Source organism: Paraflavitalea sp. (genome assembly GCF_059502485.1).
The window spans coordinates 605,097-625,698 of sequence record NZ_JCACET010000008.1 but is presented as its reverse complement, the minus strand read 5'-3'; the positions used below and the strand labels follow the sequence as shown (position 1 = coordinate 625,698).

Sequence of the window (20,602 nt, the reverse complement as noted above, 5' to 3'; positions counted from 1 at the left end):
CGGAACTATAAATCGTGCATCAAATATTTATATGCTGAAAATATTGCTGATAAGCGGCATCGTGAGCGTGCTGGCATTAACGGGTTGCAAAGACAATTCTTCCTCCAAAGACAATGGTGCTACTACTGCCGATAAGAAAGCGGCGGCTGATTCTTCTACTGTAGCTACTGACTCGGCTAAACATATTGTGTTTTTTGGCAATAGTCTTACTGCCGGTTATGGCATCGATCCTACGGAGGCTTTCCCGGCTGTGATCCAGGAAAAGATAGACTCGCTGAAGTTGCCTTACAAGGTGGTGAATGCCGGCTTGAGTGGTGAAACTACTGCAGGTGGTAAAGGTCGTATCGACTGGTTGCTGCAACAGCCGCTTGACATTTTCGTGTTGGAGCTGGGTGGTAATGATGGGCTTCGTGGCATACCCGTGAGTGAGACTGGTAAGAACTTACAGGAGATCATTGACCGCGTGAAAGCAAAATATCCTCAAGCCAGGATCATATTGGCTGGCATGCAGGTGCCTCCCAATATGGGCAGCAAGTATGCCGGTGAGTTCAGGGCTGTATTCAAGTCGCTGGCTGATAAGAATAATGTTGCCTTGATCCCTTTCCTGCTGGAAGGTGTAGGTGGCAACCCGGAACTTAACCAGGCTGATGGTATTCACCCCACTGCCAAAGGCGCCCGGATTGTGGCGGAGAATGTTTGGCAAGTGTTGAATGGGATGCTTTAAATAGGATTCAAGCCAGAGGCTTGAAAATAGGCGTCACCAGCCGGAGGCTGGCGACTTAGAGCCGCCGGACGGTTACACAGTCATATTTCTTTTTCCCCACTGGTATAAGCATATAATCCACATTTGGCCGGAAGTGATCGCTGAGCCGAATACATGCTTAGATTTGTCGTTACACCATTTTGTGGAATGACGCATCCGTTTTTTACTTACCAGAAGTTTATTAAGGATACTGTGGCGCTGAAATTGTTGCGAACGGGCAATGCGGCATTGATCCTCAGCTTCTTACATACTGCCTTCAGGGACGCTGATAAGATCTACATCAGCAGTGCTGACCTCACCCAGCACCTCGCCAATTACCTACAGGAGATCGATTATACCGACGCCGACCAGGAAACGGCCGTCCGGGAGCTGGGTTATTCGTATGAAGACAAGGCCCGGAATTATATCAACCGCTGGACGGATGAGGCCTATTTGCACAATTTTATCGACGATAGCAGTAAGCAGGTAATGTACCAGCTAAGCCGCCATACGGCCAAGGCTTTCCAGATGTATGATCTTTTGCAGGAACGGGAATTCGTGGGTACGGAAAGCAAGTTTGAAGACTTGTTCCAAAAACTGCAGGCGCTGGTAACAAACAGTAACAGTAATCCCGATGAGCGCATTCTGCAACTGGAAAAGGAGAAGAAGGAGCTGCAGCAACAGATCAATGAAATTAAACGCAGTAATACTGCTTCCACTTTTGAAGGCTACCAGGTAAAAAGCCGTTGGGAAGAGATCGTGCGACTCAGCAATGAACTGACCGGTGATTTCAAAGAAGTAGAAGACAATTTCAAGAATATATATCGACAGATCAGCCTGGAGCATGCTGATGCCAAACTGACCAAGGGGCAATTGTTGAAGCTCACCTTCGATGCGCTCGATGAACTGCGTAATAATGATCAGGGCAAGAGTTTTTATGCTTTCTGGATGTTCCTGATGAATGATGAAAAGCAGGAGGAATTAAACTTACTGACTGATGCCGTGTACCGGGTGTTGGAAACACACCAGGTTACTACTGAACATCAGAGCTTGCGCAAGTTGAAGACGCGCCTGCATTATGCTGCCAAGAAGGTATTGGACACCAATGAACTGCTTGGTTATAAGCTAAGCCGCATTGTTGCTGAAAAGGAACAGGCTGACCGGCGGGCTTTGAAAGAAACTTTGCAGCAGGTGTTTCAGGCAGCTATTCAGCGTATCGAGAAGCCGGGATCTGAACGGGAGTTTTATATCACTGTTGATGACCGGGCAGATATCAAGATGCCGCTGGAAAGAAAACCGGGAGAGAAACCAGTGGAAAGTAAGTTTGACGCTGTTCCAAAAGCTGCCTCTATGCAATTGGATGCAGCTACCGCTCTTTCGGGTTTGTATAATGACGAGCAGATCGATAAAGGCATGTTGTTGAAGAACATTCAGAGCTTACTGAAGAAGCAATCGCAGGTGAGCCTGAAGGAAGTGGTGGAAGCCTACCCGCTCAAGAAAGGGCTTGCTGAATTGCTGGCTTATATTACGTTGATCCAACAATATGATAAACACGCTGTGAACGAGGGGGCTACTGAAGATATTTTGTTTGACCAGTCGCAGCGGAAACATTTACGCTTACCTCAAATTATTTTTAATAAATGAGTGTGACATTGCTACCATACGCGAAAGCGATCGTGCAGTTGCTGAGGGGTCCGGTGTACAGTGATGACCAGGAATACTGGAATAATTTGCTAAAATACCAGATAGAAATTACGCAGCATTTCAATGGGCTGGGGCTCGACACCGTGATCCAGAAAGAGGATGGTTATGCTTTTATTCGTCAGGTTGAGCTGGATGACAGGGGTTCTACGATTGGCCTCATCAGCCGCCGCCCGCTGACGTATGAAGTGAGCTTGTTGTGTGTGCTGCTGCGCAAGCTGCTGGATGATTTCGAGATCAGCAATACGGAGAATAAACGTTTTTACCTGAAGCGTAAGCAACTGCGTGCCGAGCTGGAAACGTTTTTCAAGGAAAAGAGTAATAAGGTGAAGTTGCTCAAGGACCTGGACAGTTATATCAACCAGGTGCTGGACCTGGGCTATATCAAGATAACAGAGAGTGATGCCCAATACCGGGACGAGGACACGTTTGAAGTGCGCACGATCATCAAAGCTCGTTTTAGTAATGATGTGTGCCTGGATTTTTTAAATCAACTGAAAGAAGATGCTAAGTCTGTTTAGTACTGATAGCAGCAAGGCTGGTTTTCGATTGCACAAGATGCAGTTGTACAACTGGGGAACTTTCGACGGGGTGGTGTATACCATCAGCCCGGAGGGAGAGAACAGTTTGTTGACTGGCGCCAATGGTAGTGGTAAGACCACGCTTGTGCACTCGATGCTGACGTTGCTGGCGGCGGAGCGCCGGATGCGGTCTTTTAACCAAAGTGCGGAAGGAAAGACCAAGAATGAACGTAGTGAGGAAAGCTATGTGCTGGGTGAGTATGGTGAGGAGACCGATAGTGATACGGGTATTCAGACAGCCCAGCGGCTGCGCAATGATAAATCGAAGACGTATTCTATTGTTCTTGGCACTTTCAAAAATGAGGACCGGTTTGTGACGCTTGTTCAATGCCGCTGGTTCAACGGTGGTGAGCTGAAGAAGAGCTTCATGATCGCCCATGCCGAGCTGACTATAGAGGAAGACTTCCGGCACTTCGATGCGCAGGGCAACTGGAAGAAAGTGTTGCGACAACGCTTTCCCAAGCGCGGCAGCAAGGAACTGATCGAGTTCTTCGACGGTCCCAAGGAATACAGCCAGAAGGTGCGGCATTACTTCGGGATGCGGAGTGAGAAGGCGCAGATGTTGTTCAACCAAACGATCAGCTTGAAGATCCTCGGTAGCCTGGATGACTTTATCCGCAACCAAATGCTGGAGGAGAATGACATGGAGCTTGAGTTCATCAACCTGAAGGAGCAGTTTAAAACGTTGAGTGATACGCACACGGCTATCGAAAAAACCGTGAAACAGATAGAGCTGCTGTTGCCTGTTCAGGACTTATTCCTGAAAGAACAGGAGCTCAGCAAGCAATCCAAGTATTACGAGAACCTGCAACAGATACAACCGTATTACTTTTCTTCCCTGGAAAGTAAGCTACTGACAGAAGTAATTGAAGAGACCAACCTGCAACTCGGTGCTGCGAAGAAGAAGAAACAAGAGTTGGAGCAGGATATCGCTAATACGGATGAACGCGAACGGAAGATCGACAGTGATATCCGCAACAGTGATATCGGACGGCAGATAGCTGATCTTGAAAACCAGCTTCGTCAATTGGAGGTAAAGAAGAGGCAACAGCAGGAGCAAAGTGATAAGCTGAATGAATGGTTGCGCGGTGCCGGTTATGGCATTCAGCCTTCCAAGCTGGAACTGGAGCGCTACCAGGAAAAATCGACGCAACAGCTGTCTTCCCTGGACAATGAAATTGCTATTGCACGACGTAATCAGTTTAAATCGGAAAACGTGCTGCTGGCGCAGCAACAGGAATATGATCTGCTCGAAAAGGAGATCGATGTTTTGCGTCAACAAAAGAATAATATTACGGGCAGAGTAGCGCAGATCAGGGCGGAAATCCTGGAGCATTGTGGCGCTTCGGCTGACGAGATCCCTTTCATCGGTGAACTGATCCAGGTGTTGCCGGAGGAAAGTAAATGGGAGCCTGCGCTGGAAAACCTGTTGCATGGCTTTGCGTTGCGGCTCATTATCCCTACCAAGTATTATCAACAGGCTACCAGCTTCATCAATGAGAATGACCTGCGTGGCCGCGTTGTATATCATCACTATCATAAGGATGAAGGTCTTGGCCGCATGATGAAGGCGGATAAGGAAAGCATCCTGCACAAGCTGGAGATCAAAGAGGATTCTCCTTATGGCAACTGGGTGTATGAGCAACTGCTGCAGTCGTACAACTATGCGGCTGTTCAAAATGTGAAGTTGCTGCAGCAGTACGACCGGGCCATAACCGTGCAGGGTCTTACGAAGAATAAACACCGGCATGAGAAGAATGATAGTCCGGAGGCCAAGCGACGTCAGCAATATGTATTGGGCTGGGACAATACGCCCAAGATCAAATCACTGGTGAAAGACCTGGCGGAGATCGAAAAGCAAATCGACGAGAGTAAGCGGCAGGTCAAGAAACTGGAAGCAGCCATTAAAGAGGTGGAGCAAAAGCAAAAGACGCTCGGGCAAATTCTCGGTGTCAAGGACTTTGAGGCGATCGACTGGAAAGCTACTACTACCACTATTCAGCAAGTGACCAAGCAACTGCAAGACCTGCAGAAGGGTAATAAAGCGCTCGATGCTCTACGCAAGCAACAGCAGGTGCTCCGGGAAGAATTACGGCAGCTGCGTCAGGAAAACGAAAGGCTGACTGAGAAGTCAGGTGGATTGAAGCAACAGGTTGATGCCTGGAATCTTTCTGTGCAGCGTGCTACTGATATTCAACGTCGCTATGCTGGTGCCGATGTGGAAGCGCACCTTCCGCTGATAGAGCATTATGTAAAGGAAGAAATCGATTATACCATCGACCTCGACGTGTTGGAAAAGGTGCAGAACCAAATCCGCACTTCTATCCGCAAAAAGGTAGATGTTTATGGTGGCGATGTAAATACTACGGTTCGTCACCTGGAGCAAGCGATGCGTAAGTTCAAGAACCCGGATGATGCGGCGCTGCATCAACGGTTTCCCGATTGGAAGAATGATACTTTCTCTCTCAGTGAAGGGGCCGAGTTTGTGATGGAATATGTTGTATTGCTCAACAGGTTGCAACAAGAGGAGCTAAAAGATCAACGGCAACGTTTCAAGAAGTACCTGAATGAGGAGATGATCAACCGGATGAGTAGTTTCAAAGAGAACCTCGATGCGGAAGCAGCCAAGATCAAAGACAATATCGGCAAGCTAAACCAGGCATTGAAGAGTATCACTTACCGGCAGAACCCTCAAACGTTTATTCAGCTCGACTGTAAAGAGGACCTGAACCAACAGATCAAAGACTTCAAGTATCAACTCAATAATTGGAAGCCCAACCTCGCCGAGTATCAACGAACGCAGGATGACAGTATCCTTGAAAATAGCTTCATCAAAATCCAGCAACTGCTGGATGACCTTACCAAGCAAGAGAACTGGCGCCGGGAAGTGTTGGATGTAAGGAACTGGCTGAAGTTTACGGCAAAGGAAATCAAGGCTGAAGACAAGCAAACGGTCCACCGTAGTTATACTGGTACGGAAAAGCTAAGTGGTGGTGAGCAGGCACAGCTTACTTATACCATTCTTGGTTCTGCTATTGCCTATCAGTTTGGCATTCATAGTGAAGGTTATGAAACGCGCTCTTTCCGGTTCATTTGTGTGGATGAAGCGTTCAGTCGCCAGGATGAGGAGAAGGCGCGCTACCTGATGGACTTATGCCGGCAGCTGCACTTGCAATTGATGGTGGTTTCTCCTGCCAAGGCTGATGAGGTGAAGATTGTAGAGCCGTATATTTCCAAGGTGCATTTTGTGTATCGCAGGAATCACCGGGATAGTGTGGTATACGACATGAGTATTATGCAGTTTCAGAAGGACCGGGAGAAGTTTATGAGCAAGAAAAAGGTTGCCGAGGCATAGTTGGGCTAAAGCCCAATAGATATTGGATCCTTGTATCCCGGCCCTAAAGGGACCGGGCAATTCCTTTTACTTCGAAATCCTCTGCTTCACAAACAGGTTACGCATTTGACCTGACACATTATTAAATAAGGAGATTACTCTTCGCTCTGATCTTCGGGGGTTGAATCGATCACGCCGCCGAGGAGGGTGGTGGATTGGTCAGCGGGGAGCTCCTGGACGTTGCGAAGCTTTCTTTCGATGGCGCGGGAGCGGGTGCTGGCCTGATCGATGACATTGCTGGCTTCCTGTAGTTTCTTCTGTGTCTTTTCCAATATACCGCCAAAGTTGCCAAACTCCGTTTTGACTGCGCCTAATAGCTGCCATACTTCACTGGACCTTTTCTCGATTGCGAGGGTGCGGAAGCCCATCTGGAAACTGTTTAGTATTGCCGATAAAGTGGTGGGGCCGGTTATGATGATCTTGTATTCTCTTTGCAAAGACTCGAACAATCCCGGTGTGCGCAACACTTCTGCATACAGACTTTCAAATGGCAGGAACAGTATCGCGAAGTCTGTCGTATTGGGTGGGTCAATGTATTTGGAGGAGATATCGAAGGCGCATTTCTTTAATCCCTTGATAAAGTTGCTGCGGTGTTCTTCAATGGCTTCAGGTATTGCTTTTTCGTAAGCGTCTGTTAGTAGTTCAAAATCTTCCTTCGGAAACTTTGAGTCAACCGGCAGCCACAGTGCTTTCTGGTTATCGCCTTTGGCAGGCAGCTTAACTGCAAACTCCACCAAGGCATTGGAGCCTTCTTTTGTCTTTACGTTCTTGGCATACTGATCAGGGGTAAGGATGTGATCGAGAATACTTTCCAACTGGTATTCGCCCAGCACACCACGGGTTTTTACATTGCTTAATACACGTTTGAGATCGCCTACGCCGGTAGCCAACTGCTGCATATCGCCCAATCCTTTGTGTACTGCTTCCAGTCTTTCGCTCACCAGCTTAAAGGATTCACCCAGGCGACTTTCCAAAGTCTTTTGTAGTTTCTCATCTACTGTGGCGCGCATTTCGTCCAGCTTCTTTTCGTTGCCGGATTGGAGGTCTGTTATTTTCTTTTCCAGTGTTTCTCTTAGTTGGTCCAATCGCTGCGAGGTCGCTGTATTTTGGTCGGCCTGTTTATTGAGGAGTGCAAAGAAGTTTTCTTTTTGCGTGGTGTTGAAATCGGTAAGTGATTTCGAAAAGGCTTCGAGCTGTTCTTTCTGGCGGGCGGCGCTTTCTTTGGTGATGCCTGATAATTGTTCGCCAAAGGCTTGTAATGCTCTCGAGAGTTCTGCGCGGGTATCTCTGTTAACGGTATTAGCTTCTGCTCTGTTGATGCTGATCTCCGATTTCACGGCAGCTTCTATGCGGCTGACTTCGTTGGCCACGCCATCTACTTTGTAGCGGATATCTGTTAGCTGGCTGTTATCTTTTGCCCCCGATATTTTTACCAGGAGCATGGTTATAATGATCAGCAGCAGGATCGCTACTGCGAGGAGTATATAGGTTATTGTCATGGCGGTATCTGTTAAGCGGTACGATATTACGTGTTTTAGTGGGATAATTTTTTTGTGGTAATTGGTGCGAGTCGTTAAAATTGCAGTGATGAGTTATCTACTTTCTTTGTTCAATAAGCCGTATCCGTTGCCCGAGAGCAGGGGCAGCCAGCTTAAGGTGGCTACCCTACTCAGTGTGGTGGTGTTTTTGTTCTTATTCTTGTTTAAACCTTTTAACCAACATGAGAATACGATCCAGGCTTTGACCACTGGCCTGGTGGGTGGCGTGACCGTCTTCGTCGTCATCCTTTTCCACTTCTTTGTTTTGTTTCCGCTGTTTCCCCGTTTTTTCCGGGAGGAGGGGTGGACTGTTGGGCGGGAGCTATTGTGGACTTTGTTTATTATCATCACCATTGCCCTGGCTAATATGGGAGTGATCGCTATATGGGGTTCTTTCTCGTTCAGCTGGCGGAATGTATTGCTTGTGACTTTCGATACGGCTGTGGTGGGCATGGCACCGGCCGCGGTAAGTATTATGATCAACCAGGCCCGGCTGTTGCGGCGATACCGGAAGTCGGCCAATACGCTTACGCAGGTGCTGCACCAGGAGGCGCCTGTCGTCTCCTCTGTTGTTGTCCCTGTTGTTGCCGAGCCGGCATTGATTACGCTGACGGCGGAGAATGGAAAGGAACCCGTGACCGTGTCTCCGGATCAGTTGCTGGCGATCACTTCGGCCGACAATTATTGTAAGTTATATATTATGTCTTCGGGTCAATTGAAGGCCGTGATCCTGCGCAGCAGCCTAAAAAGGCTGGAGGGTTTATTGGATGGCCGCGCGCAGTTTTGGCGCTGCCACCGGACGGCCATCGTGAACCTGGCGGCTATCTCAGCCGTAAGTGGGACAGCTCAGGGGTACCGGCTTCACCTGGAATCGATGGATGAAACCATCCCCGTATCGAGGAGCCTGAATGCCGAGCTGCGGGAAAAACTGCAGTCTATTGTTCCCTGATCGCTTACAACATGCAGCCATTCGCCCCAGCACTCGACTAAATCGTAATCATTTGATAGTGAATCGTTCCATTCACCCCAAAGGGCATGCAAGTGGCCCCATGCATTTGGCAAAGGGTAGTTGCAGGGTGTAGTTTTACACCGGCGATTATGCCTCCCCTTTTACAAACTATCAAATTAAATATGAAAAAGTCTTTATTCTTCCTGCCGCTGTTTTTGATGATCTGCCTGGTATCTGTTGCCCAGTTTGATGACAAGTTCTATTTCCCGTCCAAGAACGTAAGGCCTATTGACAGTACGCTACACGCAGAATCTTTTACACTGCGCACTGATACTGTTTCCCTAACAGGTGTGTTCCTTACGCCGGCCGGTAAGCCCAAGGCTACTGTTTTATTCTTTCATGGTGCTGGTGGCAACATCTCTTCTTATTTATATATGATGCGGCCATTGGTGGATGCTGGCTACCAGGTTTTGATGACCGACTTCCGGGGTTATGGAAAAAGTACCGGTACTCCTACTCACGTGAATATTGGCAAAGACGGGCAGCTGTTCTTCGATTATTTGTTGAACCGGAAAGAAGTGACTGGTACCCGCGTGATCGTGTTCGGCGCTTCGATCGGTACGCAGATCGCGACGAAGATTGCGCGTGATAACGTGGGCAAAGTGGATGGGCTGGTATTAGAAGGTGCGATGGCTTCTTTCACTGATATTGCTATGCACTATGCCCCCAAGGAACAGCATGCCATGCTCAAACAGGTTATCGTGAGCCCTTACGGTGCAAAAACTGATGTTGCACAAATTGGTAAAGCTCCTTTGTTGATGGTCCATAGTAAAGATGACAAGGAGGCGCCTATCGATCAGGCGGAGGTTGTTTATAATGCTGCTACTGGTGTCAAGTCGTTTTGGTATTGTGGTGGTGGTCATCTGGAAGGCATGAAAGTAAATGCTGCGGAGTATGTGAAGCGGATCGATCAATTGCTGAAATGATATTCTAACAGGGTCGTGTATATGATCTTTGATAATTTTTCTGTAATTATTTATGCTTCTTCTTTGTTAGTTGATTTCTTTTATTACTTTTGTGACATGATTCGCAATAACACATATTCACTGTCCCTCTCGCTCAGTTGCTATAGTAGCAGCCTGAAGGGCAGTTGTATGTATGCGCATCTTCAACCAAGTAAGTAAGCACATTACATAAACACATTAAAGCCCTTCAGGATCAATACCTGAAGGGCTTTTTGCTTTAGGATTACTTTGACGCTTAAGCGCCGAAGCAGATATGTCATGTCAAGATGAAACACCATTTAGAATGCAAGCCGGAGGCTTGCAAATAGGCTCACTCGCCAGAGGCGAGCGAGTATTGGAAGCGGATGTGTCATGTTCAGCCCTTTAGCCCAACGGAAGAGGCGACTGTCTTAGGAACAGTGTAGTGTGGGTTCGAATCCCACAGGGGCTACTACTATGAGCAAGTACCCAATGTTGTCAGCGGGATTGGTCTGCAAAACCAATTTAACACGGGTTTGATTCCCGTCTTGCTCTCCTGGAAGGTTAGCATAACTGGTAATAATAATTGTTAATGGAGAGCAGGCAGATATTGGTTTGCTGCGGCATCCTGCTAAGATGTTCCATGCCGAAAGGTGTGGTGAAGGTTCGATTCCTTCGTTCTCCGCTTACGTAGTGTTTGTTTTATAATGGGGTGTCGGTAACGATGGAGGCGTTACGGCAGACTGTAAATCTGCTACATTAGAAACACAGAGCGTTCGAATCGCTCACGCCCCACTTGAATTATTGTACTCTTGATGTGTTAACGGGTGCGGTACAATGCTTCTTTACCAATTCTTCGACTGCGTCGCCATATTGCTCAGTGAAGCCCAGCTTCAATGCTTTTTGAAAATCTGAGCAGGCTTCTTTGTTCTTTTTAAGGGCGAGGTATACTTCTCCCCTGTTTTTAAAGGCATAGGAATTGCCTGGTAATTGCTGAATGGAGTTGTTAATATCTTCCAGTGCACCATCAAAATCGTTGAGCTTAAGTTTTATGTACCCACGGTTATTCAAGGCGTATGCTTCATTGGGTTTGAAGGATAGTAATTTATTGCTGATCGCCAGTGCATTTTTGTAATCACCCAGTTCGGAATATAGAAAAGCAAGGTTACCGTATCCTCCTTCAAAGGTGGAATCCAGCTTTATTACTTTCTCCAGGTGTGCAATGGCTTCTTTGGGTCTGCCAACATCTGGCAATAGGGCGCCGAGGTTTACCAATGCGGCTATGCTGGAAGGGTTTAATTTCAATACGGCTTCAAAGTCTTCTACTGCTCCGGCAGCATTTTTCATTTGGTGTTTTGTCTGTCCCCTGTTGACCAGGATCGCTTCTTTGTGGTCGGCGGAATCCGTGCAACGAAGGGCCAGGTTATAATCTTTCAGCGCGTAATCGTAATAATCCAGTCGTGAGAAAAGATCGGCGCGGCGCAAGTAGCCTAACCAGTACCTGGGGTTAGCCTTTATGCAGCTTGTATAATCACGGATGGCACTTTCATAATCTTTTATCTCCTGGTAGGCTAATCCCCGTAACTGGTATGCCTCGGCGTTGGAAGTATCGGCTTTCAATACTGTTGTGTACATATTGATGGCCTTGCCGTAGTTTCTTGCTTCGATGTAGCTGGACGCACTGTCCAACATCTTCTGGTAATTCTGGGCGGTTGCTTGTGCTGCAATGATAAAAAGGCAAATCAGGGTGGGTATGGTCTTTTTCATATCGTATCGGTCTTGGGGTTAGTTACCCCATAAAAAAACCCGCTTTTGGCGGGTTTATTGTGTGGAATATATCGTTGGCTATGCTTCTTTCAATAATTTCATGAAAAGGGCTGCCTGCTCTTTGGTTTTTATTACCTGGTGCAGGGAGGAACTTACCGCTACTCTGGCTTCGGCTTTTTTACCGCTTGTCTTCGCTTTTTTGGTAAGCGCCGCCACTTTACGTTCGATTGTCTTTTCCATGATCATCAAATTTACGTTCTTTTTCTGGTTTTTTGAATACCTTCCGGCGTTACTGCTTCAGGTTGAAAATGAAGTAGTTGTACATCTCATCCTGTGATATCTGCGCTCCTTTTTCTATTCGGAAGGGATAGGGCATAATATCTTCAAAATCAAACGGGTTGTCGTACTGGGTCTTTCCAAAGCGGGTGATCCGTACGAAGTATTTAACGCCAAACATGCGGAAATGCTGATTGAGGTAGCTAAAATTTCTTTGGAGGGCCCGGTAGTAGAAGTATGCGCGGGCATTGTCTGAGCCATCGATGCCCAGGTAATGGTCGGGGTTGGTTTTCAGGTAAGCCAGGGCGGAGAACAAGATGGTAGAAAACACTTTTGAATAATCTGTATGTGTGAGCTCGGCCTTATCGTCAATCTTTCCTTTTGCGTTTTGGGGTCCAAAGGACAGGTTGTATACGTTGGGAAGCAGGGCATGTGACTGGTTGCTGATCTTAACGAGTAAGGGCAGGGAGCGACCGCTGTCCAGTTTTGTTTTGAATGTGCTGACGCGCAGGTCTGGTGATATATTGTCTATGTCATAGAGGTTATTGAAATCTATTTTGGGCGATGCGGCCATAGTTAAAGGTTTTGGTAAGCGTGGTGTGCAAAATATAGAATTATTAAATTTTGAGGGGTATTTATCTTAGTCCCTCTTTTACATAACTTCCCTTTTTAAATTATATCTCTTGCAGTTATCCGAAGAACAGGTTTTGGCTTTAGCTCCTGACGAATCATCCAAGAAATCTGGTAAGGACTTATCGAATCCCAACAAGTGGGTGAGTAAAGGCGCCAGTGACATTGCGCTGTGGGGCGAATGCCAGGGCAGTGGCAGTAAGCCGTATCAGACTCAGGTAGACCTCTCCAATATTGCTTTTAAATGTTCTTGTCCCAGTAGAAAGTTTCCTTGCAAGCATGGGATTGGTTTATTGTTATTGTATGCCCGACAACCGGGTAGTTTTTCTGTTGGAGAACCTCCCAACTGGGTAACTGAATGGTTGGGCAAGCGGACTGAAAAGCAGGAGAAGCAAGCGGAGAAGAAGGACAAGCCTGTTGATGAAGCTGCTCAGGCCAAACGGCAGCAGGCACGGCAACAGAAGGTGAGTGATGGCATCCAGGAGTTGTTGTTGTGGATGAAGGATATTATCCGGAGTGGGTTGTTGAACATCCCTGAAAAGGGGGCTGCCTATTTCGAAACAATATCGCGCCGCATGGTGGATGCACAGGCGCCCGGGCTCTCCAATATGGTAAAGGGGTTGGGTGAAATCAATTTTTACCGGGAAGGCTGGCAATCTGATTTCCTCGATCAGCTGGTGCGGATCTACCTCGTCATTTCTGGCTATACTCATGTCGATCAACTGCCTGAAGACCTTCAGCAAGACTTACGTACGTCTATTGGTTTTACGCAAAACCAAGAGGTGCTAAAAGAGCAAGCCGGTGTTCTGGATACCTGGCTCGTCATGGGCAAACAAACTACCGAGGAGGATAATATTACTGTTGAAAGGAACTGGTTGTATGGCATCAATTCCAATGCTTACGCGCTCGTGTTACAGTTTCTCGTACGTGGCCAGGCGGCTACTTCTTTATCTTTAACGCCGGGCTTGTTTATCGAGGCTGAACTTGTGTATTATCCTTCTGTCGTTCCTCTGCGGGCTATTATTAAAAAGCAGATCAACTCTTCATCTACTTCGTCTTATAAAAGCTTTTCCAACTGGCAGGAGGTAGTAGCCGCTGAGACGCATTTCAGCAGTCGGCTGCCTTTTAGAAGTGAGCGTCCTTATATTATCGAGCAGGTAAGGCCTGTTCAATTTAACCAGCAATGGTGGCTACAAGACTCTTCGAATGAATTAATGTTGATCGAATCTGATTTCAGGAATATATGGAAGTTGCTGTCTTTAAGTGGAGGGGCTTTCCTGAACATGGCTGTGATCGGCAAAGAGAAATCGTTCTTACCGATTGGGGTATGGCATAATAACGTGTATAAATTTTTATAGGTTGTATGGAATGGTGGCATGATCTATTAAATTCTGCTTTGCTGGGTACTGAAAAGAAGCAAGCTTCTGCTGAACGGCTACCGGCCGACCTGTCGGATGCAGCTACGCTGGTGATGGAAGGTAAGGGTGCAGATAAGGAAGAACAGTTTTTGCAATTGGCTGCTCTGGCGTTCAACTATCGTCAGTGCGGTGTATTGCCGCTACAAAAAGAGCCGGTAAGCATACCTGAAGCAGAACCGGAAGAGCTTTCTTATTGCTCTTCTTTTTCTATGCAGGTATTGAAGGATATCCTGGACCAAGAGAGTATTCCACTGCTCGCCTTGTGGCTGCAGCAATGTGCGCATAAGCAACTGGTGATACAACCAGATCTGCTGCCTGTTGTGTTATCGCTGGGCGTGCAACACAAGTATTTGCAGCCGCTGCTGGGTATGTGTTGTGGTAAACGTGGGGCCTGGTTAAGTCGCTTTAATTCCGATTGGGATTTTTCTATTGCGGCTTCTGATGATGAAATCTGGCAAACCGGCTCTCTCGAACAGCGGAAAGCCGTTTTGCAAAAGGTACGGGCTACTCATCCCGCTCAAGCGAGGGAATGGCTGCAACAGACGTGGCCCCAGGAGGATGCCAATACCAAGGCTGCGCTTCTTCCTTTTCTATCTAATAATATTAGTGATGACGATATTCCTTTTCTTGAAGGTTTAGCTACGGAGAAGGGTAAAAAGGTGAAGGAAGAAGGGATGCGGTTGCTGAAGTTAATTCCTGGCTCTGCTATTATTCAACAATACTGGCAGGTGGTTCGGCAGTCTGTTGTTTTGAAAGAAAAGAAATCTTTACTGGGCAAGGCAAAGTCTTATCTGCATATTCAATTGTCTGACGTTCCTGAGGAGGTCTTTAAATCTGGTATTGAAAAGCTCAGTAATCAAAAAGATACTTCTGATGAAGCGTTTATTCTTTATCAATTGATCGATTTTATTCCTCCGCACTTTTGGGAGTCGCATTTCAATCTTGCTCCTGATAAAATAATTGATCTGTTCCTGGAAAGTGATGAAGCTTCGAGGTATTTGCCTGCTATCGGCATGGCTACCGGAAGGTTTAAGAACGCTGCGTGGGCACCTTTGTTCATGGGGGATAACAACCGGTTTTATACTGATATCCTGCCATTGTTGTCGAAGGGGGATCGCGAAGCTTATGTTTTACATCACTTCGGTCGCGTGGGTGATATGGCCGTTAATCTTCTCACTAAAGAAGATGTTGAATGGAGTATGGCGCTTACCCGCCGGGTGATCGAGCATACTGCCAAGAATCCTTATCAATTCAACCGGGGGTTCTATAATCAACATATTCATTTGCTGCCCGTGGGTATTGCTACTGAATTGAAGAACTATAAGGCCGACGAAAGTTATAATCAATCTGCCTGGGATGGTATCAGTAGTTATGTTGTTTCCTTATTGCACTTAAAGTCTCAATTGTTTCAATCTTTTAACGATTTAAAATAATATCATGTCTGCTATTTTACGCCAGCACGCCGAAGAGCTGTTTGCCCAGGAACTGGAAGAATTACAAAAACAGGAGAGCGGAAAGCGGCCAGCCAACTGGAAGCTGACGCCTGCGTCTGTGGTTACTTATCTTACCGGAGGCAAGCTGAAGAATGGTTTTGAGGTAACGCCCAAGTATATCGGTAATAAACGCCTGATGGAGATTGCCGTGGCGACGCTTACTACTGACAGGGCTTTGTTGTTGTATGGGCTGCCTGGCACTGCTAAAAGCTGGGTAAGTGAGCACCTGGCTGCGGCTATCAGTGGCGACTCGGCCATGATCATACAGGGTACTGCAGGCACCAGTGAGGAAGCGATCCGCTACGGCTGGAACTATGCCAAGTTGCTGGCTGAAGGGCCTACTGATAAGGCTGTGGTGGAAACGCCTATGATGCGTGGCATGAAAGAGGGAAAGATCGTACGAATTGAGGAGTTGACGCGGATAGGCGCCGACGTTCAGGATACGCTCATCACTATTCTTTCTGAAAAGATGCTTCCTATTCCTGAATTGAATAAATCGGTACAAGCGGTTAAGGGTTTTAATGTGATCGCTACTGCCAATAACCGGGATAAGGGTGTGAACGAATTGTCGAGCGCGCTCAAGCGCCGTTTCAATACCGTGATCCTGCCCGTGCCTGATTCTATAGAGGAGGAGATCGACATTGTGAAACGCCGGGTAGAAAGTTTTGAAAAGGTCATGGAGTTGCCGGCTGAGCCTCCTGCGCTGCAAGAGATCAGACGGATCGTGACCATCTTCCGCGAGCTGCGTAATGGTGTGACGATGGATGGTAAAACCAAGATCAAGACGCCGAGTGGTACGCTTAGTACTGCTGAAGCTATTTCTGTTGTGAATAGTGGTCTGGCCATGGCTGCCTATTTTGGCGATGGTCAGTTGAAGGCTGCCGATCTTGCGGCGGGCATTGTGGGCTCTGTGATAAAAGACCCTGTGCAGGATAAGCTCGTGTGGCAGGAATACCTGGAGACTGTGGTGAAGCCGCGGGAGGAGTGGAAAGATATCTATCGTGCGTGTCGGGAATTGTAAAATGTTCAACTTAGGAGTTTCTTATTATGGGTGTTCATATTCTTGGTATAAGGCATCATGGACCTGGTTCTGCTAAAAATGTAAAGGCTTTCCTGGAGGAGGTGAAGCCTGACATCGTGTTGGTGGAAGGTCCGCCGGAGGCGGATGGGTTACTATCATGGGCCAATCATACCGGGCTTACGCCGCCTGTGGCTATCCTGGTTTATCAACCTGATGATCCGCAGCAGGCTTCTTTTTATCCGTTTGCTGAATTTTCTCCTGAGTGGCAGGCGATTCAATATGCGCGTGCTCAACATATTCATGTTCGTTTTATAGATCTGCCTGCGGCGCATCAATTTGCCCTGGAAAAGGAAAAGCCAAGGGAGGCGGTTGTAAAGGACCCTGTTGGTTATCTCGCTGAAGCTGCTGGCTATAGTGATGGTGAGAAATGGTGGGAGCATATGTTTGAGCACCGTCAGGATTCTGAACAGGTGTTTGAAGCGGTGTCTGAAGCTATGCAGGTGTTGAGGGAGTCATTGCCTGTGCAGGAGGATCAACGGGAATTGTTTCGCGAAGCGTGGATGCGTAAATGCATCCGACAAGCTGAGAAGGAAATGTTTCACACCATCGCGGTGATCTGTGGCGCCTGGCATGCTCCGGCTTTGCAATCTATGCCTAAGCAAAAGGAGGATAATGATCTGCTGAAGGGGTTGCCGAAGGTAAAAGTGGAATGTACCTGGGTTCCCTGGACTTATAGTCGTTTGAGTTTTTTCAGTGGTTATGGTGCAGGGATCCATTCGCCCGGTTGGTATGACCACGTGTGGACGCACCCAGCTGATGATGGTACGCGGTGGATGGCCAAGGTGGCGCAACTGTTCCGTTCGAAAGATATGGATACATCTGTGGCGCATGTGATCGAGGCGGTGCGGTTGGCAGAATCGCTGGCTTCGCTGCGGAACCTGCCGAAGGCAGGGTTGGAGGAGCTGAATGAGGCCACCTGGAGTGTGCTGTGTAATGGTGAAAGTGTTTTGCTGCAATTGATCCATAATGAACTGATCGTAAGTAACCGGATCGGTGTGGTGCCGGAGGAAATTCCCAAGCCGCCGCTGCAGTTGGATATTGAAAAGCTGCAGAAGCGTTTGCGCTTACCGGCTACTGCCGACTGGAAGGATTATGTGCTGGACCTGCGTAAGGATACGGACCTGGAGCGCAGTATTTTTCTGCACCGGCTGCAATTGCTGGAGATCCATTGGGGTGAGCAACAGGGTGTTTCTGGTAAAGGCACTTTTAAAGAAGCGTGGCGCCTGCAATGGGAGCCTGAATTATCGATCCGCATTATTGAAAAGGGTAATTGGGGTAATACGGTAGCGGAAGCAGCCGAAAAGTTTGCTTTGGAAAAAGGCCGGTCTGCCGACTCGCTAACCGCCGTGTGCGAATTGCTTGAGAAGGCTATTCCGGCAGAGGTAGATAAAGCTGTTGCCGGCCTGATCGACCGGATCAACAACCTTGCAGCAGCGAGTGGTGATGTGCTGCAGCTTATGGTGGTAGTGCCTTCGCTGGTAAGTATTTCCCGATATGGCAACGTTCGTAAAACTGATAGTGAGCTGGTGCTTGGTATTGTGGACGGTATGATCACGCGTATTTGTGTGAGCCTGCCTGCGGCCACTACCAGTGTGAATGAAGACGCTGCGCAGGAATTGTTGGAGCTATTTTTTAAGTTGAATGATGCCGTGAATTTGTTGCAGCAACCTGGTATTTCTGCTCAATGGCATCAATCGTTGCAAATAATCGCTGCTTCGCTGAATAGTTCTCCGGCGATCCGCGGCTATGCCACACGCCTGCTCGCTGATCATAAATTGCTGGAGGGTGAAGAGCTGAGTAAGGCCTTCAGCTATGCGCTGTCAGTAGCTAATGCGCCTGATGTTGCAGCTGCCTGGCTGGAGGGTTTTTTAAAGGGTAGTGGCACCATCTTGCTGATCGACCAAGGGCTCTGGAGCCTCATAGATAGCTGGGTTGCTTCTTTGCAGGCTAATGTATTTACACAGGTTTTACCGCTATTGCGCAGAACGTTTGCCAACTTTTCTCAACCTGAACGAAGGAAGCTGGGTGAGAAAGTAAAGTCTGGCTCTACCGGTAATGCATCTCCTGTGGCTGTAACTGGTATAGATGCTGAAAGGGCGAAGCAGGGTATTCCTGTTGTTCTGCAATTATTAAATCTCTCTCAAACTACGCATGCATGACGAATGAAGGGCATATTCGCAAGTGGCGCCTGATATTGGGTGGCCAACAGAATGACGGCACCGGGTTTTCTTTGCAAGACCAGGATGTGTTTATCGACAAGGCGCTGGAGGCGTTGTATGATAATGACCGCAAGGGGTCGCTGGGGCCTTCTTCGCCCAACGTGGCGCGCTGGCTGGGTGATATCCGTTCTTTCTTTCCTTCGAGTGTGGTGCAGGTGATGCAGCAGGATGCGATGAAGCGACTGAACCTGACGCAAATGTTGTTTGAGAAGGAGATGCTGGAAAATGTTGAACCCGACGTTCACCTGGTTGCAACTTTGATGACACTTAGCCGGGTGATCCCTGATAAAACCAAAGACACTGCCCGGCAGGTGGTGCGTAAGGTGGTGGATGAATTGTTGCGCAAACTGGCGCAGCCTACTCAGCAGGCTATTGTGGGCAGCCTAAACAGAAGTGCCCGCAATAACCGACCGCGTCATCACGAGATCAATTGGCCTGTTACTATTCAGAAAAACCTAAAGCATTATCAGCCTGATTATAAAACGATCATTCCCGAGCGGAAGATTGGCTATGGCCGTAAACGGTCTTCGCTAAAGGATGTGGTGCTATGCCTGGATCAGAGTGGTTCTATGGGGTCTTCGGTTGTTTACTCTGGCATCTTTGGCTCCGTGATGGCCTCTATCCCTGCTATCAAAACCAAGATGGTAGTCTTCGATACTGCAGTGGCTGATCTTACGGAAGAACTGACCGACCCGGTAGAGCTGTTGTTTGGTGTGCAACTGGGTGGGGGTACTGATATCAATGCTGCGCTCACTTATTGTAAGCAGATCATTACAAAGCCGCAGGATACGGTTTTGGTGCTCATCACCGACTTGTATGAAGGTGGTAATGAGGCAGAGATGCGCAAACGGGCTACAGAGCTGGTAGCGGCTGGCGTGCAGGTTGTGGTGTTGCTGGCGCTGAGTGATGATGGTGCTCCTGCTTATGATCATCAAAATGCTCAATTCCTTTCTAATTTAGGTATTCCTGTTTTTGCCTGTACGCCGGATAAGTTTCCAGACCTGATGGCTGCAGCTTTGAGCAAGCAAGATGTGGGGATGTGGGCTGCGCGGGAAGACCTTGTTCTAAAGAAATAATTTGCCGGGAAGGCTGGAAGGCGAGATGTATTTGTTTTTAGCTACTGCTTTCTCCCAGCTATAGAATTCAAATGCCCACTCGCTCGAGGTGGGCATTTGCGTTATTGGGATCTATTTCCCGGCTATTACTGCTTTTTCTGCTTCTTTACTGATGGCTGCTTTGTGTAGCACCAGTTTTTCTCCTGCTGTGTCGAAGGAGACTTCTATCCAGCCATTGTATCGTTTGTTGTCTTTTACGATCTGAATGGCGAGGTATTGGTGGTGCACTTGTTTCCAAGCTCCTTCCCAATATGGGCTACCGGTTTCAGGCGTGTTCTTGAGCGCCATTTCTACCTGTGATACCTGGTACCATTCATGTCCGGGATAGGCGCCTACCGGAATGGTTTCGCCCAGGTTAAAAGCGTGAGAGGTATTGGCATCATTAATCAACATGTTGCTGTGAATATAGGAACCTGCAAAGAACAGTACTTCGTCTTCTTTCTCGATAGGGTCTCCAATGTACCAGGTGGCAAAGCCAATGTCGGCTGAGCCGTCTTTGTCGAGGTCTATTACTTTTCCTTGCTGGAACTTGAGTTCCTGGTTTTGCAGATCGGTATAGATCATTTCCGGTTGTTGGTCTCCGGGTTGTTTAGGTGATTTGAGGGCATTATCCTTCTTGCACGCGGCCAACGATGCGAGGGCCAGCGCCATAACATACACTTGCTTCATGGCTATATTTTATGCAATTAACAACCGTGGGGTGGGTGTTCGTTGC

General features: G+C 47.8%; 16 protein-coding genes and 3 tRNA genes. 14 read left to right on the top strand and 5 right to left on the bottom strand.

Going from position 1 to position 20,602, the window contains the following annotated elements; genetic code table 11:
• Positions 1 to 31 precede the first annotated feature (31 nt).
• The 4 genes from AC5JBY_RS05315 to AC5JBY_RS05300 all read left to right on the top strand — a co-directional run bounded on the left by AC5JBY_RS05315 (position 32) and on the right by AC5JBY_RS05300 (position 6,379).
• Positions 32 to 724: an arylesterase gene (locus AC5JBY_RS05315; RefSeq protein WP_495903522.1), complete on the top strand. Its 693-nt coding sequence runs from the start codon at positions 32 to 34 to the stop codon at positions 722 to 724.
• Between the two features lie 186 nt (positions 725 to 910).
• Entirely contained in the window at positions 911 to 2,386 is a 1,476-nt protein-coding gene (locus tag AC5JBY_RS05310) for a DUF3375 domain-containing protein (RefSeq protein WP_495903521.1), read from the top strand.
• Positions 2,383 to 2,964 (top strand): DUF4194 domain-containing protein, encoded by a 582-nt coding sequence (locus AC5JBY_RS05305; RefSeq protein ID WP_495903520.1) that lies wholly within the window; start codon positions 2,383 to 2,385, stop codon positions 2,962 to 2,964. Before AC5JBY_RS05310 ends, AC5JBY_RS05305 begins: the two co-directional genes overlap by 4 nt.
• Positions 2,948 to 6,379, top strand: a complete 3,432-nt coding sequence (locus tag AC5JBY_RS05300; RefSeq protein ID WP_495903519.1) for an ATP-binding protein — start codon at positions 2,948 to 2,950, stop codon at positions 6,377 to 6,379. The genes AC5JBY_RS05305 and AC5JBY_RS05300 overlap by 17 nt, the downstream gene beginning before the upstream one ends.
• A gap of 134 nt (positions 6,380 to 6,513) precedes the next feature.
• Here AC5JBY_RS05300 and AC5JBY_RS05295 read toward each other — a convergent pair whose 3' ends face one another.
• Positions 6,514 to 7,917, bottom strand: coding sequence for a DNA recombination protein RmuC (locus tag AC5JBY_RS05295; protein WP_495903518.1), 1,404 nt, complete (start codon positions 7,915 to 7,917; stop codon positions 6,514 to 6,516).
• A gap of 88 nt (positions 7,918 to 8,005) precedes the next feature.
• Between AC5JBY_RS05295 and AC5JBY_RS05290 the strand changes: the two genes are divergently transcribed.
• From AC5JBY_RS05290 to AC5JBY_RS05270, 5 genes are all read left to right on the top strand, one after another.
• Positions 8,006 to 8,905 carry a LytR/AlgR family response regulator transcription factor gene (locus tag AC5JBY_RS05290; RefSeq protein WP_495903517.1) on the top strand — a complete coding sequence of 300 codons (900 nt, stop codon included), beginning with the start codon at positions 8,006 to 8,008 and terminating at the stop codon, positions 8,903 to 8,905.
• Positions 8,906 to 9,087: 182 nt separating this feature from the next.
• Complete coding sequence (locus AC5JBY_RS05285; protein WP_495903516.1) at positions 9,088 to 9,891, top strand: alpha/beta hydrolase; 804 nt, start codon at positions 9,088 to 9,090, stop codon at positions 9,889 to 9,891.
• Positions 9,892 to 10,287: 396 nt separating this feature from the next.
• Positions 10,288 to 10,360: transfer RNA gene (locus AC5JBY_RS05280), tRNA-Leu, on the top strand.
• 7 nt (positions 10,361 to 10,367) lie between these two features.
• Positions 10,368 to 10,443 (top strand) — tRNA-Cys (locus tag AC5JBY_RS05275).
• A 39-nt stretch (positions 10,444 to 10,482) separates the two neighbouring features.
• A tRNA-Ser gene (locus tag AC5JBY_RS05270) sits at positions 10,483 to 10,573 on the top strand.
• A gap of 116 nt (positions 10,574 to 10,689) precedes the next feature.
• On the opposite strand, the gene AC5JBY_RS05265 is transcribed toward AC5JBY_RS05270, so the two are convergent.
• From AC5JBY_RS05265 to AC5JBY_RS05255, 3 genes are all read right to left on the bottom strand, one after another.
• Positions 10,690 to 11,655: a tetratricopeptide repeat protein gene (locus AC5JBY_RS05265; RefSeq protein WP_495903515.1), complete on the bottom strand. Its 966-nt coding sequence runs from the start codon at positions 11,653 to 11,655 to the stop codon at positions 10,690 to 10,692.
• Between the two features lie 78 nt (positions 11,656 to 11,733).
• Complete coding sequence (locus AC5JBY_RS05260) at positions 11,734 to 11,895, bottom strand: hypothetical protein (RefSeq protein ID WP_495903514.1); 162 nt, start codon at positions 11,893 to 11,895, stop codon at positions 11,734 to 11,736.
• Positions 11,896 to 11,944: 49 nt separating this feature from the next.
• Complete coding sequence (locus AC5JBY_RS05255; RefSeq protein ID WP_495903513.1) at positions 11,945 to 12,505, bottom strand: DUF6934 family protein; 561 nt, start codon at positions 12,503 to 12,505, stop codon at positions 11,945 to 11,947.
• A 109-nt stretch (positions 12,506 to 12,614) separates the two neighbouring features.
• On the opposite strand from AC5JBY_RS05255, the gene AC5JBY_RS05250 reads away from it, so the two are divergent.
• Genes AC5JBY_RS05250 through AC5JBY_RS05230 form a run of 5 tightly spaced genes read left to right on the top strand, consistent with a single transcriptional unit; the run spans position 12,615 to position 19,848 of the window.
• Positions 12,615 to 13,919, top strand: coding sequence for an SWIM zinc finger family protein (locus AC5JBY_RS05250; RefSeq protein WP_495903512.1), 1,305 nt, complete (start codon positions 12,615 to 12,617; stop codon positions 13,917 to 13,919).
• Between the two features lie 5 nt (positions 13,920 to 13,924).
• Positions 13,925 to 15,412: a DUF5691 domain-containing protein gene (locus AC5JBY_RS05245; protein WP_495903511.1), complete on the top strand. Its 1,488-nt coding sequence runs from the start codon at positions 13,925 to 13,927 to the stop codon at positions 15,410 to 15,412.
• A 4-nt stretch (positions 15,413 to 15,416) separates the two neighbouring features.
• A complete protein-coding gene (locus tag AC5JBY_RS05240) occupies positions 15,417 to 16,493 on the top strand; it encodes an ATP-binding protein (protein WP_495903510.1) in 1,077 nt (358 codons plus the stop codon).
• A gap of 26 nt (positions 16,494 to 16,519) precedes the next feature.
• The gene (locus AC5JBY_RS05235; RefSeq protein WP_495903509.1) at positions 16,520 to 18,712 is read left to right on the top strand and encodes a DUF5682 family protein; all 2,193 of its coding nucleotides are present in this window, start codon (positions 16,520 to 16,522) and stop codon (positions 18,710 to 18,712) included.
• Entirely contained in the window at positions 18,709 to 19,848 is a 1,140-nt protein-coding gene (locus AC5JBY_RS05230; protein ID WP_495903508.1) for a VWA domain-containing protein, read from the top strand. The genes AC5JBY_RS05235 and AC5JBY_RS05230 overlap by 4 nt, the downstream gene beginning before the upstream one ends.
• 111 nt (positions 19,849 to 19,959) lie before the next feature.
• Here the strand turns inward: AC5JBY_RS05230 and AC5JBY_RS05225 are convergent, their stop codons facing one another.
• On the bottom strand, positions 19,960 to 20,556 hold the full coding sequence (locus AC5JBY_RS05225; protein WP_495903507.1) for a hypothetical protein: 597 nt from the start codon (positions 20,554 to 20,556) through the stop codon (positions 19,960 to 19,962).
• Between the last annotated feature and the right edge of the window lie 46 nt (positions 20,557 to 20,602).

What these genes read in the sequence shown, in the direction of transcription:
- AC5JBY_RS05315 (WP_495903522.1), top strand. Translation starts at nt 32, where the DNA reads ATGCTGAAAATATTGCTGATAAGCGGCATCGTGAGCGTGCTGGCATTA.
- AC5JBY_RS05310 (WP_495903521.1), top strand. Translation starts at nt 911, where the DNA reads ATGACGCATCCGTTTTTTACTTACCAGAAGTTTATTAAGGATACTGTG.
- AC5JBY_RS05305 (WP_495903520.1), top strand. Translation starts at nt 2,383, where the DNA reads ATGAGTGTGACATTGCTACCATACGCGAAAGCGATCGTGCAGTTGCTG.
- AC5JBY_RS05300 (WP_495903519.1), top strand. Translation starts at nt 2,948, where the DNA reads ATGCTAAGTCTGTTTAGTACTGATAGCAGCAAGGCTGGTTTTCGATTG.
- AC5JBY_RS05295 (WP_495903518.1), bottom strand. Translation starts at nt 7,917, where the DNA reads ATGACAATAACCTATATACTCCTCGCAGTAGCGATCCTGCTGCTGATC.
- AC5JBY_RS05290 (WP_495903517.1), top strand. Translation starts at nt 8,006, where the DNA reads ATGAGTTATCTACTTTCTTTGTTCAATAAGCCGTATCCGTTGCCCGAG.
- AC5JBY_RS05285 (WP_495903516.1), top strand. Translation starts at nt 9,088, where the DNA reads ATGAAAAAGTCTTTATTCTTCCTGCCGCTGTTTTTGATGATCTGCCTG.
- AC5JBY_RS05265 (WP_495903515.1), bottom strand. Translation starts at nt 11,655, where the DNA reads ATGAAAAAGACCATACCCACCCTGATTTGCCTTTTTATCATTGCAGCA.
- AC5JBY_RS05260 (WP_495903514.1), bottom strand. Translation starts at nt 11,895, where the DNA reads ATGGAAAAGACAATCGAACGTAAAGTGGCGGCGCTTACCAAAAAAGCG.
- AC5JBY_RS05255 (WP_495903513.1), bottom strand. Translation starts at nt 12,505, where the DNA reads ATGGCCGCATCGCCCAAAATAGATTTCAATAACCTCTATGACATAGAC.
- AC5JBY_RS05245 (WP_495903511.1), top strand. Translation starts at nt 13,925, where the DNA reads ATGGAATGGTGGCATGATCTATTAAATTCTGCTTTGCTGGGTACTGAA.
- AC5JBY_RS05240 (WP_495903510.1), top strand. Translation starts at nt 15,417, where the DNA reads ATGTCTGCTATTTTACGCCAGCACGCCGAAGAGCTGTTTGCCCAGGAA.
- AC5JBY_RS05235 (WP_495903509.1), top strand. Translation starts at nt 16,520, where the DNA reads ATGGGTGTTCATATTCTTGGTATAAGGCATCATGGACCTGGTTCTGCT.
- AC5JBY_RS05230 (WP_495903508.1), top strand. Translation starts at nt 18,709, where the DNA reads ATGACGAATGAAGGGCATATTCGCAAGTGGCGCCTGATATTGGGTGGC.
- AC5JBY_RS05225 (WP_495903507.1), bottom strand. Translation starts at nt 20,556, where the DNA reads ATGAAGCAAGTGTATGTTATGGCGCTGGCCCTCGCATCGTTGGCCGCG.